17 protein-coding genes are annotated in these 16,646 nt (G+C 40.6%); 10 read left to right on the top strand and 7 right to left on the bottom strand.

Annotated elements, in window-relative coordinates:
• Window positions 1-77 precede the first annotated feature (77 nt).
• The 3 genes from RE474_RS13170 to RE474_RS13160 are packed head-to-tail and all read right to left on the bottom strand — an operon-like array spanning window position 78 to window position 1,764.
• Entirely contained in the window at window positions 78-467 is a 390-nt protein-coding gene (locus tag RE474_RS13170; protein WP_309310820.1) for a DUF2149 domain-containing protein, read from the bottom strand.
• On the bottom strand, window positions 464-1,087 hold the full coding sequence (locus RE474_RS13165; RefSeq protein ID WP_309310819.1) for a MotA/TolQ/ExbB proton channel family protein: 624 nt from the start codon (window positions 1,085-1,087) through the stop codon (window positions 464-466). Before RE474_RS13165 ends, RE474_RS13170 begins: the two co-directional genes overlap by 4 nt.
• 2 nt (window positions 1,088-1,089) lie before the next feature.
• The gene (locus RE474_RS13160; RefSeq protein ID WP_309310818.1) at window positions 1,090-1,764 is read right to left on the bottom strand and encodes a DUF2162 domain-containing protein; all 675 of its coding nucleotides are present in this window, start codon (window positions 1,762-1,764) and stop codon (window positions 1,090-1,092) included.
• Window positions 1,765-2,283: 519 nt separating this feature from the next.
• On the opposite strand from RE474_RS13160, the gene pncB reads away from it, so the two are divergent.
• The 8 genes from pncB to RE474_RS13120 all read left to right on the top strand — a co-directional run bounded on the left by pncB (window position 2,284) and on the right by RE474_RS13120 (window position 9,546).
• Window positions 2,284-3,492 (top strand): nicotinate phosphoribosyltransferase, encoded by a 1,209-nt coding sequence (pncB, locus tag RE474_RS13155; RefSeq protein ID WP_309310817.1) that lies wholly within the window; start codon window positions 2,284-2,286, stop codon window positions 3,490-3,492.
• A 771-nt stretch (window positions 3,493-4,263) separates the two neighbouring features.
• The gene (locus RE474_RS13150) at window positions 4,264-5,499 is read left to right on the top strand and encodes an ABC transporter substrate-binding protein (RefSeq protein ID WP_309310816.1); all 1,236 of its coding nucleotides are present in this window, start codon (window positions 4,264-4,266) and stop codon (window positions 5,497-5,499) included.
• Window positions 5,496-6,191, top strand: a complete 696-nt coding sequence (locus tag RE474_RS13145; RefSeq protein WP_309310815.1) for a GTP-binding protein — start codon at window positions 5,496-5,498, stop codon at window positions 6,189-6,191. The genes RE474_RS13150 and RE474_RS13145 overlap by 4 nt, the downstream gene beginning before the upstream one ends.
• A gap of 1 nt (window position 6,192) precedes the next feature.
• A complete protein-coding gene (locus RE474_RS13140; RefSeq protein WP_309310814.1) occupies window positions 6,193-7,206 on the top strand; it encodes an ATP-binding cassette domain-containing protein in 1,014 nt (337 codons plus the stop codon).
• A gap of 142 nt (window positions 7,207-7,348) precedes the next feature.
• Window positions 7,349-7,534 (top strand): DUF1059 domain-containing protein, encoded by a 186-nt coding sequence (locus RE474_RS13135; protein WP_309310813.1) that lies wholly within the window; start codon window positions 7,349-7,351, stop codon window positions 7,532-7,534.
• A 196-nt stretch (window positions 7,535-7,730) separates the two neighbouring features.
• Complete coding sequence (gene hgcA / locus RE474_RS13130; protein ID WP_309310812.1) at window positions 7,731-8,810, top strand: mercury methylation corrinoid protein HgcA; 1,080 nt, start codon at window positions 7,731-7,733, stop codon at window positions 8,808-8,810.
• Window positions 8,810-9,106, top strand: coding sequence for a mercury methylation ferredoxin HgcB (gene hgcB / locus RE474_RS13125; protein ID WP_309310811.1), 297 nt, complete (start codon window positions 8,810-8,812; stop codon window positions 9,104-9,106). Before hgcA ends, hgcB begins: the two co-directional genes overlap by 1 nt.
• Window positions 9,107-9,336: 230 nt before the next feature.
• The gene (locus RE474_RS13120; RefSeq protein WP_309310810.1) at window positions 9,337-9,546 is read left to right on the top strand and encodes a TRAM domain-containing RNA chaperone; all 210 of its coding nucleotides are present in this window, start codon (window positions 9,337-9,339) and stop codon (window positions 9,544-9,546) included.
• Between the two features lie 292 nt (window positions 9,547-9,838).
• On the opposite strand, the gene eif1A is transcribed toward RE474_RS13120, so the two are convergent.
• Together eif1A and RE474_RS13110 are read right to left on the bottom strand one after the other, a co-directional pair.
• Window positions 9,839-10,174, bottom strand: a complete 336-nt coding sequence (eif1A, locus tag RE474_RS13115) for a translation initiation factor eIF-1A (RefSeq protein ID WP_309312260.1) — start codon at window positions 10,172-10,174, stop codon at window positions 9,839-9,841.
• A 319-nt stretch (window positions 10,175-10,493) separates the two neighbouring features.
• Complete coding sequence (locus RE474_RS13110) at window positions 10,494-11,786, bottom strand: DEAD/DEAH box helicase (RefSeq protein WP_309310809.1); 1,293 nt, start codon at window positions 11,784-11,786, stop codon at window positions 10,494-10,496.
• Between the two features lie 331 nt (window positions 11,787-12,117).
• Between RE474_RS13110 and RE474_RS13105 the strand changes: the two genes are divergently transcribed.
• Together RE474_RS13105 and RE474_RS13100 are read left to right on the top strand one after the other, a co-directional pair.
• On the top strand, window positions 12,118-12,441 hold the full coding sequence (locus RE474_RS13105; RefSeq protein WP_309310808.1) for a Rieske (2Fe-2S) protein: 324 nt from the start codon (window positions 12,118-12,120) through the stop codon (window positions 12,439-12,441).
• Window positions 12,442-12,754: 313 nt separating this feature from the next.
• Window positions 12,755-13,798 carry a hypothetical protein gene (locus tag RE474_RS13100; RefSeq protein WP_309310807.1) on the top strand — a complete coding sequence of 348 codons (1,044 nt, stop codon included), beginning with the start codon at window positions 12,755-12,757 and terminating at the stop codon, window positions 13,796-13,798.
• A 39-nt stretch (window positions 13,799-13,837) separates the two neighbouring features.
• On the opposite strand, the gene RE474_RS13095 is transcribed toward RE474_RS13100, so the two are convergent.
• A complete protein-coding gene (locus tag RE474_RS13095) occupies window positions 13,838-14,857 on the bottom strand; it encodes a PKD domain-containing protein (RefSeq protein ID WP_309310806.1) in 1,020 nt (339 codons plus the stop codon).
• Between the two features lie 408 nt (window positions 14,858-15,265).
• On the bottom strand, window positions 15,266-16,645 hold the full coding sequence (mtaB, locus tag RE474_RS13090; RefSeq protein ID WP_309310805.1) for a methanol--corrinoid protein co-methyltransferase MtaB: 1,380 nt from the start codon (window positions 16,643-16,645) through the stop codon (window positions 15,266-15,268).
• Between the last annotated feature and the right edge of the window lies 1 nt (window position 16,646).

Below are 16,646 nucleotides of genomic sequence, written 5' to 3'. Positions count from 1 at the left end.
GTTCCTATCCACCAACCACTTATGTAAATTGCAGTTGATTTAAAACAAATCAACTTGCTCAAATATTAGAAAAAAAATTAATCGGAAGTAGCAGTTTCTACCTCCTCTTCACCACCTTCCTCATCTTCAGGTACATAAACAACCCTGCCATCGGCAAGTTTGTATGCCGTACCCAATGCCTCCCCGGTACCGCCACCGATCTGATCGGTCATGTTCAGCACCTCAAGGGGTTTGCCTTCTTCCTTAATGATGATCTGCATATCCTTCTGGCCAGGGTTTTTCACAAGAGTGATATCCTCTGTAGGATTTAGAAGCTCAGGCATCTGGTAAGACATAACAAGTGCTACGAGTAATGCAACTGAGAAAACCATGGCAATATCAAAGAGGTTGGCAACCCCTGTTAAGGGGTTTTGCTCATCCTCGTTGTTTATGAGTCCGGTTCGCCTGTACCTTCTCCTCCCTTTCACTCTTCAACCTCCAACGTGTCAAGGATATAATCGATATCTGCCATGTCCTGCCAATACCATCTTTTTCTGACCTGGGTGAGAACGTAACCAATTGTTCCTGCAAAAAGTCCGATAACAGTTGTTGCAAAAGCGATCATAAGATTGTTTGCAAGCTGCACGATATCTCCCTGTGAAAGACCGATAAGTGCAGGACCAAGAGGGATAAGTGTTCCCATAAGACCAAGCATTGGTGAGATCGTCGCAACAATCCTGGTCTGCTCCAGCCTCTTTGCCATTCTTATCTCATATTCCTGAGAAAGCCATTCTATGGCTGGTAACATGTTCTTTTCCAGATGGCCGGCTGCAGATTCTGCAAAGCTCATTACCATGAAATTCTGTTTAATGTTGCGAAGAGACTTTGCTGCCTTATTATATTCCTGGGAACCCACATGTTCCCTGACAGCATTACAGCAAAGTTCAAGGTTTTCGATATCTCTGTGCCTTTTTGAATACTCCGAAAGGAATTCCCCTATGAGCATCAAAGAAAATACCACAAGCAATATGAGAATGATAATTACCGGGTACAGCAATGATGCTGAAAATGTGTATAATATACCAAATAACGATGAAGTAGCATCCATTTTTATTGACCTCTTATGCTATTGAGCGCATAGCCTCCAATTATGAATATTGATAATACCAACAGAGGAACTATATCGAAATCTCCGCCTGTACTGAATTCCATGCTGAGTTTTTTTGCTTTGATGTAAGCGGGAACTATCATTGCTCCGAGAAGATAGAAAAGCCCGAGAAACATCATTGTGGTTCCAAGATCTTCGGGTGTACGTTTCATTTTCCTGAAGATGAATGTTGATGATATTACTGAAATGAAGAATACAAGTCCTACAATGATTCCGACCTTCCAGCCGCTCATTTCAAGGGTTGAGGCCAGTATCATGCATGATACGAAAAGAGCTGTGAGACATACCGGACAGGGGACGGATATTACAAGGAAGGTCTTTTTTGAGACATCGTGTCCGCAGTTCCATTTTTTCTGTGTGTAAACACCTGCAGCAATGAGAAACAATGCAATGAAAACGTGTAATGTCATTCCAAGATCTGCAACCCCTTCCAGGTATGACTGATCAACCATTTCCACAAGGCTTCCAAGTATGATGGGGATAAGAAAATAACCACTTGCAAGTATCAATACATCTTTTTTCTTTACCGTTGAAAAGCCACATCCAACTCCGGTCTTTAGCCCGAAGATAAAGATGCCTATCAGTATGCCGATTACGGCTGCATATACATAGCTCATTGTACCACCCTGTAGATTGAGTATATGTTTCAACAACCAACGATTATGAGTTAATAAAAATTAACTCATAAATAATAACATATACATATTGCTTAATTTACTACAATCCTTTCATTATAAGATAATACATGTGAACTTAGTATTGTTATATAAATATGTCGATTTCCAGAGGCGGCACTTATCTTTTATATTCTTGCTGATTATTTTTATGTATGCATATGAGTAAAATAGGAGAGATTGGCTCTGTATAAATCTTCGATATTTGACCAGTTACATGATAAAAAATAATTGTAGATGTATTGTTATCATGTCAATTTCTGAACCTGTTGAAATGCCAACTCAATACAAATCTTGTCAAGCTTGTTCATTACCTGATTTACTTTAGGCTCACGGGTAAATTCCGGTAATTCACAGGTAAAAATAGTGAACACAATCAAACATGATATATAGATGAAGAGTGTAGGCATGTAAGAAGCTTTACAGCAAGTATTTATTACTGACTTATGGGGATGAATCAACTTGATTTGCTCAGTACTGGATAACGACCTATATAAATTGACCATGCAGATGGCAGTTCTTGAGCTGTTCCCGCAGGCATCTGCAGAATACAGGTTCACCAACAGGGGAGAACAGCGCTTCACACCGGAATTTGTGGAAGAGCTTAAAAGGCTGATCAGGGAAGAATTTCCTTTATTCCACCTGGCAGATGACGAATACACATGGCTGAAAGCTGAATGCCCTTATTTTAAACCCAGTTATATAGAATACCTAAGGAATTATCGTTTTGACCCTTCAGAAGTATCTGTGTCCCTGACTGAAGATTCAAACCTTGACCTTATAATAAAAGGACCTTGGCATAGCAGCATTCTCTGGGAGATTGTCCTTATGGCAACAATTTCCGAGCTTTATTTTGACATGGTAGAAAGTGACTGGAAAAATACAGACCCTGATACCAGCAGAGATTATGATGAACTATTACAGGATTACGCAAAACTCATGGGAAACATAGGTGTGGAGCTTGAACAGAACAATTGTGGTTTTTCAGAGTTCGGAACCCGCAGAAGACGCAGTTTTGAAATACACGACATTGCTGTCAGAATGTTGCACAAATGTAAGACCTTCTCAGGTACAAGTAATGTTTATCTTGCAAAGAAATACGGCGTCAGACCCATTGGTACAATAGGTCATGAATGGATAATGGGAATTTCCGCGTTGATAGGAATGAGAAATGCTAATCTTTTTGCACTGGAGAACTGGGTTAATGTTTACAAGGGAAACCTTGGTATCGCTCTTTCTGATACCTTTGGCTCGGGACCTTTCTTCAGGAATTTCAACCTGAAATTATCCAAACTATACGATGGTGTACGCCATGATAGCGGTGATCCGCTCGTCTTTGCAGATAGAGTCATAGAGCACTATAAGAAAATGGGAATCGATCCTCTTACAAAGGTCGTGGTGTTCAGTGATTCACTTTCCGCAGATGTTGCCATTGAAATTAAAAGAAAATGCGAGGGACGCATAAACTGCAGTTTCGGGATAGGTACCAGCCTTACAAACAATTATGATTTCTTCCGCTCAAGTCCGCCTTTGAATATGGTCATCAAACTGCACAGTGTCAATGATATACCTGTTGTAAAACTAAGTGATGATGAAGGAAAAGAGACAGGAGACAAGGATGCTTTGCGAGTTGCGAATTACATCTTTGGTCGCAAAGGGCTTGATGATTAAAGAAAAATTCTATTGGGAAAATATTAGTGCTAAATAAATCCAGTCACTTGTGACATGATTCCCAGTGATAACATTAGGAAAACATAGACCAGAAATATCAGAAGACCTTTCTTAATTTCAATATATGTACTTGTTTTCATACGGGACTCACCATTTTAACATTGGCGTCCGTACTATATAAACATTCTGAAATATTGAGGATTATTATAAGAATTATTTGTGATTTACGATATATTTTCATGATACAATGTATAAAATAGATACAGACAACTCATTCGTGTCAATTACAGAATGCAAGAAAAGTTGTAGGGGAATTAATTTCCCCATTATGACAATAACCCCATCAACAAACACAACCCCACCGCTCATACTCCACTTCTGGTGTTAAATGAAAGATACTGATTTAGAATCCTTAGAGGACATGGTCTGAGGGGAGAGCTATGAAACCAGGATAACCGCATCTTTCACAATTTTTGTTTTTTCGTTTTTAATGTGTTTGTTGACTAAAACATGGTAGTTTTTAATACTTAATAAATATACCTACTAACTGATATATCATAATGATGGTGAAAAACAATATAATCAGAGAGAATACCAGAAGATAGCAACGTAGTATCAAAAAGCAACCATAATGCCGGAAAATTACTTCTTAGATGATAATACTTATATGTTTGTATGACTATTGGGATACCTGAATATCAAAAACAGACTATTAATACAGGCTGTAAGAATAAGGATCAAAAATACTGGAAAAGTATCAGGGGAATAAATATGGAAAAAATAGATGAAACAATGAGCGTATACCAGATATTAAGCGAATATCCCTTTTTACTGAAAATATTCAAGCAGCATGGAATGGGAAAATTCGAGATTAAGGATGTTCTTGAACAACTCGGACCATTACTCAAACTAAAAACTGCCCTTTCAATGGTATCCGTAAACAAGGAATCCTTCATTGAGCTTCTGAATCAGGCAGTGGCAGACAATGAAGCTCGGGGAGATTTCACACTTGCTGACGCTCCGCAAAGACAAAAGGAGCTCACACTTCTTGCCCTTTTACCATGTGGTATGAAGATGCCATTTAACAGGGCTTTAAATGAATTCTCAGCCGAGTACAGCAAACAGACAGGAAATGTGCTCCATTCACTCATAGAAGGTAATGTCAACCACGAACTTTCCTACTACGCATATATGGATTCGGTCACATCGGTAGAAGAATTACCGGACATAATCATCAGTTCCGATATTAACAGCTTCTACCATAAACCATTCCAGGAGAACTTCCTGAGTTATGAATACTTCACTGACCTTGGTGCATCACCAATGAACAGTGATTTTGAAGAAATTGGTTTTGCTGACCCTCGGGGACAGTTTACCATGCTCTCAGGAAACCTTCTTGTGCTGGTTACAATTAATGAACTTATGGATGGAAAACCAGCACCGCAGTCTTGGGAAGATATCCTGAAAGACGAGTTCAGGAACAAGGTTGCCATGCGTGGACAGAATGGATTCTTCTGTAACGGTGTATTGCTTCCATTCTATCAGATGTATGGCACTGAAGGAATCAAGAAACTGGCATCCTCTGTTTATATGGGTCTTCATCCATCACAGATGGTGAAGATGGTAGACAGCAAGAAAGACGATGTACCACCAATGTATATCATGCCACACTTCTTTGCCATGAAGATACAGGATAAATCTAGGGTTTCAATTACTGTACCAAAGGAAGGAGCAATTGTAAGTCCGGTTCAGATGCTGGTAAAGAAGGAAGCAACTGAAAGGGTTAAGGAAATAACGGATTTCCTTTGCGGAAAGAAGTTTGGAGAGATTTCTGCCAGGGCTTACTTCCCGACAACAAACCCTGAAGTCAAGAATAAGATGGATGATGTCGGCTCACTCTACTGGCTTGGATGGGATTTCCTGCTGAACAATGACATCGGTGCACTCAAAAAGGAGATTGCTGAAGTATTCAACAAACAGTTCATGACAACCGGAGGCGTTGTTTGAGGCTTGTTACGGTAGCAGGTCCTCCATCTTCAGGAAAAACCAGCATAATTGTCAGGACAGTTGAAGAACTCAGGAATAAGGGTTACACAGTTGGCGTAGTTAAATTCGATTGTCTCTCGGCACAGGACGAAGAGCTTTATTCAGCTTACAGCATCCCTGTCAGGACCGGACTTTCCGGAGGACTATGTCCCGACCATTTTTTTGTGAGCAATATTGAAGAAGCAATCAAATGGGCTGAAGACAGGGAATTTGACTTCCTGATAACAGAGAGTGCAGGTCTTTGCAACCGATGTTCTCCTCACATAAAAGATGTTCTGGCAATCTGTGTAATTGATAACCTCAGTGGTGTCAATACACCTAAAAAGATAGGTCCGATGCTTAAAATGGCAGACATCGTTGTCATAACCAAAGGCGATATTGTCTCCCAGGCTGAGCGTGAGGTCTTTGCATACAGGGTGAGACAGGTCAACCCCAGAGGAATGATAATTCACATCAACGGTGTTACAGGACAGGGTAGTTTCTACCTTGCAAAGCAAGTTGAGAAAACCAGCTCAGTTGATACACTTCAGGGTGCAACGCTCAGGTTTACCATGCCAGGAGCTTTATGCTCTTATTGCCTTGGTGAGAGAAAGATAGGTGATGACAGGCAAATTGGTGTTTCAAAACTGGTCAATTTCAGGGGAGATGACTAAAATGAGAACAACTCTTCTTCAAATGACAATAGATGAGCTCATGGAGATGATGCCCTGGATAGAGGATTATTTCTCTTCGTTTGCAATCGACCCTGCTGAGATCGGGAACCTGAAGCTGGGAGAATTGGGTTCAACACTCGGCGAGGATTATTTTACAGAAAAAGGAACCACCTATCATGACTTTATCGACGGCTTCTTCATGTTTATTGAGCAGGTCAAAGCTCTGCAGCAGGATAGTGGATTCTCGATTAATTCCCTGACTGTTCTCCCCGGACTAAACAAAAATGGTGATAAAGAGGGATTTTCAGTTGAGCTGAAAAAGGGAAAAGTGACAGCAATTGTCGGTCCAACCGGGTCTGGCAAATCCCGCCTGCTTGCTGATATTGAATCCCTTGCACAGGAAGACACACCTACTGGACGAAGCATACTGGTAGATGGCCGCTCCCCAACAGATGAGGAACGTTTCTCAACTGAAGGACGCTTTATCGCACAACTTTCCCAGAACATGAATTTTGTTATGGATCTGAGTGTGGAAGATTTCCTGACACTACATGCTGAAAGTCGTATGGTTGATGAAATTCACCACATCGTCCAGAAGATATACGATACTGCAAACGTCCTTGCAGGTGAACCATTCAGCCGTGAAACTCCTGTTACACAACTCTCAGGAGGACAATCAAGGGCATTAATGATAGCAGACACAGCGCTCCTAAGCCCTGCATCAGTAGTCCTGATAGACGAAATTGAGAATGCAGGAGTTGACAAAGTAAAATCCCTTGAACTTCTGGTAAGCAATAACAAGATCGTCCTTATCAGCACTCACGACCCGCTTTTGGCCCTGTCGGCAGACCAGCGTATTGTCATCAAAAACGGTGGCATCTCAAAACTCCTGAAGACCACAGATGATGAGAAAAAGCATCTGGAAAGCCTTGAAAAGATAGACAGGAAGATCACACTTATGAGAGACCAGTTAAGAGCTGGGGAAGAGATCGATTTGAGTGATTTATTGGTTTAGTTTTGTTTGATGGGTTTTCCATTATCGCTAAGTAAAGGAAATATGGATCAATACTAATGCAGATTATTTTATATTCATACTATGTGCTTCACAGTTGTTAAATACAGCCATTGAGATAGTATAAATTGGGAGGTCATAAAATATGACATATAAATTAGCTTGTAAAGATATGGGAGTTATGTGTCCTTTTGTTGCTGAGGGGGAAACCATGGATGAAATGATGGAAATTGCTGTAAAGCACGCCAAAGAAGAACATGGTTATACTGATGAGCAATTAAATGATCCTGAAACTCAAAAGGCAATTAAAGCAGCAATAAGGAAAGAGTAATATCAAACATCGTAAAGCAGGATGCAAGAAAAACATTCGAATGCTATTATTTTTTCTTTCTTCTTTATTTTTGTATATTTTTCCTCACAAAATAAAGGAAACATCCAATGGTGTTTTAGATACTAAAGATTAATATATATGCATAATTTAATTTTACGATACATTTTTGAAACACCCATATTTCAAGGTGAAAAACATGGACAACACCAGTGATACAGGTTCATGCTGCCCTTCTGACAGCAAAGAGGATACAGGACAGTTTATTCAGATGATAGGTCTGGACAAAAACGTCCCTGCACCGGAAATTCGTGAAATTACAAGTTTAATCACTTTCAATGACAGGCTTGACCATTTCTTAGCACGTTGGGGAGTGAACAGGATGAGACACATAGTAGAACCCGGCATCTACAAACTTGGAAATCCTGATGCAGATTCTCCGGTATTCGTTTCTGCCAACTATACACTCAGTTTTGATGCACTGCGCAGTTCACTGGCTGGTATTGACTGTTACATCCTTGTCATTGACACAAAAGGAATCAATGTCTGGTGTGCTGCCGGAAAAGGAACATTTGGCACCGATGAGATAATATATCGCATTAGGTGGTCAGGACTTGCAAAATTTGTCAATCATCGCAACCTGATATTACCACAGCTTGGGGCACCGGGTGTTTCTGCACATGAAGTCAAACGCAAGTCCGGATTCAAAGTAGAATACGGACCGGTACGCGCTCAGGACTTGCCGGAGTATCTCAAAAACCATATGGCAACGACAGAAATGAGAAAAGTCAGGTTCACTTTCCGGGACAGGCTGGTACTGACACCGATAGAGTTCATCCATGTTATCAAACCGACACTAATAGCTACAATAATCCTCTACCTGCTGTCCGGTCCTTTTGCAGCATTTCTTGCAGTCGTGGCAGCATTTGCAGGAACAGTATTGTTCCCTGTTCTGATGCCTTACCTGCCTGCACATGACCTCAGCATCAAGGGAATTATCTTAGGATGGCTGGTGGCTTTACCATTTGGGATCAGCCTTGCAGCAAATAATACCATGTTCCTCTGGAAAGAAATGCTATCACTGATAGCTATGTTCCTGATAGTACCGGCAGTGACAGGCTACCTTGCTCTTAACTTCACAGGCTGTACAACCTATACATCAAGAACCGGTGTTAAGAAAGAGATATTCAGGTACGTACCTTACATGGCACTGACAGCAGGGACCGGATTGCTTTGCCTGCTTGTCCTGGCAGTTGCACACCTCAAGGAGATGATCTGATGTTCAATTCATACGAAGAGAACACGCTTCAGTACTATCCTGAGAAGTGCATAAACTGTCTTATGTGCACACAGGTCTGCCCACATGGAGTTTTCACTGAAGGAGAGAAACATGTAGAACTCACAAGACCGGAATTATGTATGGAATGTGGTGCATGTGCTGGTAATTGCCCTGTTCAGGCTATTGAAGTACAGAGCGGTGTCGGATGTGCATGGGCAATGATAAATGCAGCCCTTAAAGGAAAGGACATGGATAGCGAAGCAAGTTGCTGTGGTGAGGATGGATGCTGCCAGTGAGATTATTGTATTTCCTTTGATAAAAGAAGACATAATAAAAGTAAAATCACCACCATGCACAACCCTTTTATATAAACAAACCCATGATACAGTGCTTTAAAATAAGACTGTTATTCGCTAAACGTATTGACATTAGATGGCATTTACTTTGACTGTAGATTTCTATTTTGCATTATGTTTTCAGCTTACTCAGGTATTTTAGGCTTTATAAAAAAGGACGTGAATTTAATATGTTCAACAACAGAGAAGAATCAACTGCTCCAGTAGATGCCGGAGAGACATACGAAGTAACAATCGAGGATATCGCAAGAGAAGGAGACGGAATTGCAAGAGTAAGCGGTTTTGTAATCTTCGTACCTGGCACATCCGTAGGCGATGAAGTAAACATCAAGATCACAAAAGTACTCAGAAAGTTCGCTTTCGCAGAAGTTGCTGAATAAGCAACTTACTTTTTTAGTGAAGTATCATTCATACTTCGGGTTTTCTACTCTCTTCTAACTATTCTGTGATTTGCAATTATTCTTGTAATCATATACAATTGCAGCTACCTGGTCTTTAAATGTTTTTCAAATATAACATTGGTTATTTGAAAAACTCCTGGAAAATGATTGAAAAATCATCAAGAAAAGAATGTGAGATAATAAGTTCAAGATAGTAGTTAGTAAAATATTAAGAAACTAAAATCAGATGACTTAAAATTAAAACCAATTAAAAGATGAATAATAAATTCATCTATTTAAGGTATCCTTTTTTCTCCAGCCATGTAATCTGTGGCCTGGTATACTTCCAGATAACATCAGCTTTTTCATCCTGGATCTCCCAGGGAGTAGCAATAACAATGTCGCCTTCACGAACCCACATTCTCTTCTTCTTTGAACCAGGGATCCTTCCCATACGGACAACACCGTCCATACACTGCAACCTTACCCTGTTCGCTCCAAGTAAACTTGAAACTGTTGCAAGAACCTCACCATTTTCTTTACGTGGAGTCCTGACTCTGACAACCTCACCGTCAGTGTTTCCCCCACTTGCGTTACTTTTCCTTTTATTACTTCTATAATTAGCCAGATTAATACCTCAGTGTGAACTGTTTTTGTTCCTGCTTTATTCAAATACAAGACATTAATGACAAATGATGTCAAGATCACACAACATCAGAAATATCCCAGTCAAATAAAACAAACATGCATTACCTGTTACTGAAAAATAATACGATATTAACAGTTTTTAACAGGTACTTAATTATCAGTATTCAATAAACAGGGTCATAGTATATAATATGAACCGTATGATATAAATGGAATATGGGAAATGTTCCCAATAATTTAATCAGTATATATAGCCCATATTATCCAATGACCCAAATATCAGAATGACTACCGAATAATTACCTGTTCTCAGCAAGCATGATCTTAACGAGACCTGCCGCAATATCCATGGTAGTACAATCTTCATCAAGCATTTTTTCCACCCAGTGGACATATTTGCCAAGATGTCCTTCATCAATGGTTTCCTTGACCCTGGTTGCAAGCATACCTGCCTTGATCTCTTCGGCATCACTTCTGGTAGGAACCTTCTTGCACTGTATCTTGGTTTTGGTGTATTTCTGGATGCTCTTGATCTTGTAGATCTCCCTTGCAGTGACAAAAGTAAATGCAATTCCCTGTCTTCCTGCACGACCAGTCCTTCCGATCCTGTGAACATATGATTCTTCATCCTGTGGCATATCAAAATTGAATACAACCTCAATATTCTCCACATCGATACCACGTGCAGCCACATCAGTAGCAACAAGTGTCTCTATCTCACCTTTCCTGAAGCTGGCCATTACTTTTTCTCTCTGGGTCTGCTTCATATCGCCGTGAAGACCATCTGCAAGATATCCTCTGGTCTTTAGAGTAGTAACAAGGTCATCAACCATCTTTTTTGTATTACAGAATACAAGACATGATTTCACATCATAGATATCTATCATTCTGCAAAGAACATCAGGCTTCATGTGATGCTTGACCTCAAAATAGGACTGTTCCATGTTTGGCGCAGTAACTACCTTGTGTATTGTCTTCACATGCATTGGGTTCTGCTGATACTGCTTTGTCAGCCTCATAATTGGCTTTGGCATTGTAGCAGAGAAAAAAATCGTCTGCCTTGTCTCAGGAACACTACTGAGTATTGTTTCAATATCTTCCCTGAAACCCATATCCAGCATTTCATCTGCTTCATCGAGCACAATCATGTCTACGCCGTTAAGCTTCAGTGTATTTCTCTCAATGTGATCCATAACCCTTCCAGGGGTACCGATAACTATCTGGACACCTTTTCTGAGAGCCTTGATCTGTCTGTCAATATTCTGTCCGCCGTAAACCGGGAGTATATGTACATTAAGATACTTGGCAAGTTTGCCCATCTCTTCTGCAACCTGATTCGCAAGTTCCCTTGTAGGACAGAGGACAAGTACCTGTGTCTTCTTGCTGTTAGGGTTTACCATTTCAAGGGCAGGAATTCCAAATGCTGCAGTTTTTCCTGTACCTGTCTGGGCCTGTCCGATGACATCCCTACCTTCAATAATAAAAGGTATTGACTGAGCCTGAATAGGCGTTGGCTCCTCAAAACCCAGTTCTTCAATTGCTTTTTCGAGATTTCGTGATAAATGAAGGTCTTTAAAACTTGATGATTCCATATTAATAATTCCTGTGATGATAGGCCTTATGCAAACACAGGATGAGATAAATCATCACGACGGTTTCCAATTTGGCCAGATTTAAAATCGAGTCTATAAACGTTCCAAATTGTTTTGGTAAAGCAAAACAAAAAAGATCAGTCCTTTGTTAATGGCAACAATGGAATTAAGCCTGTCGGTAAATTTGACTTACAATTCATTAAACTCAGGAAATTTATATATAAAGGAAAGTCAGAGATAATTACGGGAAAAGGGAGAAAGTCTGCAGTACAAGTTCTTACTTACAGACGAGTCCATTCTTTAGACTAAAAACCAGATGTGGGGTAATATCATGCCTGAGTGGGTAGCTGCTATTAAGGAAGAAGATCTGATCGAAGGAAAAATAAAAATTGTGAACACAGGTAATAAGCAAATAGCTCTTATTAAAATGAAAAATGAAATATATGCACTTGACAACGAATGCCCTCATCAGGGGTGCCCTCTTAAAAGCGGAACGCTTGAAGAATATACACTCAAGTGTGCATGTCATAATTGGGGTTTTGATATAAGGACCGGGGAAAATGTCGATACGGGAGAATATATCGACATAGATGACCCTAAAATAGAAACTTATGATGTAAAGATTGAGAACGGAATTGTCTCAGTGCTTGCCTGAACCTGAAACATTTACGCATTCAAATATCTTGATCATTTTTTGACCCTTAATAGTTCTGAAACACCTTTTACCATTGCATTTTCCATTAATGAATCAAGAAATGGTTGATAAACATCAACTGCAGTTATGTGACATGGATCACATATCTCTGCAAGGTGAATCGATTTCAGGATCGTAACTACGAATGGGTTTGAAGTTTTAGTAATTATTTAATAAGTTCAATGCGTTTTCCAGTTTTAATCGTAAGATATTACGAACAACAAGAACAATATTACAGGAAAAACGAACCTTTATATTAACGGGAGGGTTATTATTGAATAAACTATTTATATTTTTTATGATGGCACTTTTCCTTACAAGTGCCGGCTGCACTGAAGTGCAGAACAACACTAACGAAAATGCTGTTTCTGACACTGCAATCGTTGTGTATCTTTCATATGGTGCCTTCACACTACCTGAAATGGCAGTACAGGAACTTGTTGTGAACTTAACGGCAGTCAATCTTAGTTATTACAATTATCAGAATGAATTGACGGCTAGATATGTTAAATCCATTGACCAGGAAACCAGGGATAATCTCATTTCCCTTTTAAATAACAACAGTTTCATGGAAATGAATGATCAGTATGAACCACAGGAAGGACAAACTGTAGTTGCTGACACCGGAACTGTGGAAATACAGGTAATACAAAGTGATGCCAGTAAAATCATTAAGATCGATCCCTATTCTCCTGAATATATGCCGGAAAAACTAAGAGAGATAAATGCAGCACTTATCGAACTTAAACAGTATGCTATGACGCCTTCCGAGAACGAGGTCAAAGAAACTGCCAGTCAATGGATAATGAGCGCACCAACTTACAGCTTTGATGGCTCTGATCTTGCATTGGAAGACTATCAGGTAAGCACAGAAAATCCCGGCGAATATACATTAAACTATACATTCACAAGCAGTCACGGAGGCTATGGTAACAGATCTGACCAGATGGTTACTCAGGTAATCACAGAACACTCTATTGAAGTTGTGCTTTATAACAGAAATGTTATTTTTGCAACCATTGATGACGTATGGGATGAAGTTAACCAGGTAATGCTGGAAAAGACTGTTACAATGAAGTCACAAGAAATGAATTGCAGCCAGACACCATGGCAGACCTGGTATGCTGACGGTAATATCAATTTCTTCAAAGAACCAACAGAAGAAGAACTTGTAATTGCATACTTTGGCACTGTATACAACATAGAAGTTTCAGACCTGAGTCAAACAAGTCTCGATGATGGAAACTGTCAGTACACAATAAAAGTAAAAGAAAGTGCTGTGGAAACACTTACAGAAATGGGATGGCAGGAGGCTTAAAGCCTTCTGTCATAACATTAGTCATCTTTTATTTAAGGCTCATCCAAGGTAATACTTAAAGAAGCTCTCGGCTGTTAATGTTGTCACATCCGTACCGGTATTTCCGGCATTGTCCATTACAGTCAATTTTACTGTGTACACTCCGGTTTTTGTATATGTATGGAAAGCAGTTGCGCCAACTGCTGTGCTACCATCTCCGAAATCCCAGGTGTATGACATGATAGTTCCGTCAGGGTCATAGGAATCCGTACCTGTTAATTTGATCTTTTTGCCAACCCTTGTTGTATATGGACCACTTGCATCTGCTACAGGTGCTAAGTCTGAGGGAAGAACTTCAATTGTCAGAATCATCGTGTCATTCAGATAACCATCTGTTACTGCAACTTCAACTGAATGTTCACCTACCTGACTGGCATCAGGAATCCATAACAGATTACCAGTGGAACTGTTAAACGAGGCACCGTCTGTAAGTGAAGTAGCTGAAAATGTCAGTACATCATTGTCTGAATCTGCTGCCTGTAATGTTAGATCCAGCTGATCGTTCTCTTTAACCTGTACCAATCCGGGATTGGTTAATACTGGTTTTGAGTCTACAAGGATAGTTGCTGAATTAGAGACAAATCCCATTGAATGTGAGGATGAATCACTCATTATCACATTTGTAAGACCAATATCAAAGAAACCAGTTTTATCTCCTGCAACAACAGTCATTTCTGCAACTGTACCGGTTTCAGTGGCTGATAGGTTGCCAAGAACTGCTGAATATATTGTTCCTGAAGAAGTCGATGAAGGAGCATTTTTCAATTCAAATGCCACAGTAGCTCCGGATTGGGAGAACAAATCTCCTTCATTCACACTAATTACTGAAAAATCCGAAGAAGGAAGTGACAGATCAAACTGTACGCCGGATACAGGAGTTACCGGATCAATGTTGATGTCGATAGTGAACGTAGTTCCCGGTTCGACCTGATAACTGGAAGGTATGACACTTATTTCACTGGCAGAAAGCTCGGCTGAACTACTATTATCAGTCAATGCTGGCAGAATGAGGACAGCCATTAATGCAAATATAGTAAGTAAATGAAATCGTTTTGAAGAATCCATAAAGGCACCTATATGAAGGAACCTTTGTTTGTGTTTATTAGTTTAATGAACATGAAATACAGGTTCATGTACACAAAAATATTCAGGCAGAATACAAAAAAACGCTAACAAGAAAGGAAAACAGAATCATGAAGATATCAAAGGCTTTACAGAGGGAAGTATTATTAGGTACTTGCCATAAAATGAAGGTTGTGGAGTTGGAGGTAGAATTGATGGCGTTGTAACCCTTTTTCTGTAAAGCCTATGATTTTTAATTGTGGAGTTAAGTTTGAATTGATAAGTGTGATATTTTTTCGTTTTTGAAATGTAAAGATATAAAGGAAAGAAGTTTTCCTAAGAAAACTTCCAGTCCTTGTTTTAAATTTAGAGAGCGTAGTTCTCTGGCTTGAAGACTGGTACTTCTGCCTTGAAGCGCTCCATGCATTCGCTCATGAATGTCTCGGATTCTGAGGTGATTGCGTCGAGTTCTGCGGTTGCCTTTGCGAGTGCACCGAGTTCGAACTTTGTCATCTCAAGACCCTCTGAGTTGTTCAGTGTGTCACAGCATGCTATTGCAGCGTTCTTTGCACGGAGGAAGATATCTTCTCCGTCCTTTACGATTGCTTCTCCGACTGCGTATGCGTTGTCGTATGCAAGGACGTATGACTGTGGGTCTCTGAATCTGTCGGAAGCCATGAGGAGGTCTCTGAGGATCTTCTCGTTTCCTGACTTAAGAGCTGTGTTCATAAGAGCACAGTCGTAGTTGAGGGACTCGGACCAGCACTGTACTGTTGTACCACCGAATTCACCGTGGTATTCAACGGACTCGTTTGACCAGAGGTCACAGCACTGCATGATAAGGTTACCCATGACATCTGAGTGTGCACAGGTTGAAGTCTTACCTTCAAAGGACATTGGCATACCGGAGATTGCCTTTACGATGATGTTCTCGTATCCACAGTCCTTTCCTGGACCTACTGCGCCAGCCTCGTATGCTGCGAGTGATCTTGGAGCGGAGATTGCTCTTGCGAGGATTGCAAGGGTGTGTGCAAGGTTCTTGTCAAGGAGACCACCTGCAATGAACATTGCAGTGTTTGCCTGTGCACAGTCTGTGTCACCAGCGGAGACAACGCCCTTCTTCTGTGCTACGCTTGAGATTTCCTGCCAGAGGTAGTCCATGTCCATGGTACCAAGGCATCCGATTGCGTAGAGCATACCTGGAACGTCGTTCCTGAGTACTGCGTAGTCGAAGATTTCCTTTCCACCCATTGATTCGATGGAGAGAAGGTCTGCGCCGCTCTCTGCGATCTGTTCGAAGGACTCCATGACAACGCCCATTTTGTCGCCTCTGAGATCCATGAACTCTTTGTGCTCTCTGATGTCACCAGGGGTGTGTCTCAGTGCACATTTGATTCCATATTCTTCATGGTACTCTTCCATGATGGTCTTCTGTGCGTGTGCTACAGCTGCTCCCCATGATGGGTTGTTGGTCATCTGCTGAACGTGTTCTGTCTCAAGTACTACGGATGGGAAACCAACCTGAACCATTCTTGCCATGATGTCTTTTGTGATCCTCTGGTACTCGTTTACGAGTTTCTCCATGGACTCACCAGCTTCTGGCCTTGGTGCGTAGTTTACTTCTGCGGTTGTGTATCCTGCTCCGATCTCAAGGTCGAGACCTGCTTTTACAGGTTTCTTTGCGTGTCCGAAGACCATTTCGTCAGCTTCGGAATATGCCATTGTTGTGAATCTGTTAATTGCCATT

It is taken from the genome of Methanolobus sediminis (genome assembly GCF_031312595.1).
Taxonomy (GTDB): Archaea; Halobacteriota; Methanosarcinia; order Methanosarcinales; family Methanosarcinaceae; genus Methanolobus; species Methanolobus sediminis.
Note: the sequence above shows the minus strand (reverse complement) of the source record. Positions and strands in the feature narration are given on the sequence as shown.

Excerpts from the sequence above, each read along its gene's own strand:
- RE474_RS13165 (WP_309310819.1), bottom strand. The coding sequence starts at position 1,087 with ATGGATGCTACTTCATCGTTATTTGGTATATTATACACATTTTCAGCA.
- RE474_RS13160 (WP_309310818.1), bottom strand. The coding sequence starts at position 1,764 with ATGAGCTATGTATATGCAGCCGTAATCGGCATACTGATAGGCATCTTT.
- RE474_RS13150 (WP_309310816.1), top strand. The coding sequence starts at position 4,264 with ATGGAAAAAATAGATGAAACAATGAGCGTATACCAGATATTAAGCGAA.
- RE474_RS13140 (WP_309310814.1), top strand. The coding sequence starts at position 6,193 with ATGAGAACAACTCTTCTTCAAATGACAATAGATGAGCTCATGGAGATG.
- RE474_RS13135 (WP_309310813.1), top strand. The coding sequence starts at position 7,349 with ATGACATATAAATTAGCTTGTAAAGATATGGGAGTTATGTGTCCTTTT.
- hgcA (WP_309310812.1), top strand. The coding sequence starts at position 7,731 with ATGGACAACACCAGTGATACAGGTTCATGCTGCCCTTCTGACAGCAAA.
- hgcB (WP_309310811.1), top strand. The coding sequence starts at position 8,810 with ATGTTCAATTCATACGAAGAGAACACGCTTCAGTACTATCCTGAGAAG.
- RE474_RS13120 (WP_309310810.1), top strand. The coding sequence starts at position 9,337 with ATGTTCAACAACAGAGAAGAATCAACTGCTCCAGTAGATGCCGGAGAG.
- RE474_RS13110 (WP_309310809.1), bottom strand. The coding sequence starts at position 11,786 with ATGGAATCATCAAGTTTTAAAGACCTTCATTTATCACGAAATCTCGAA.
- RE474_RS13105 (WP_309310808.1), top strand. The coding sequence starts at position 12,118 with ATGCCTGAGTGGGTAGCTGCTATTAAGGAAGAAGATCTGATCGAAGGA.
- RE474_RS13095 (WP_309310806.1), bottom strand. The coding sequence starts at position 14,857 with ATGGCTGTCCTCATTCTGCCAGCATTGACTGATAATAGTAGTTCAGCC.
- mtaB (WP_309310805.1), bottom strand. The coding sequence starts at position 16,645 with ATGGCAATTAACAGATTCACAACAATGGCATATTCCGAAGCTGACGAA.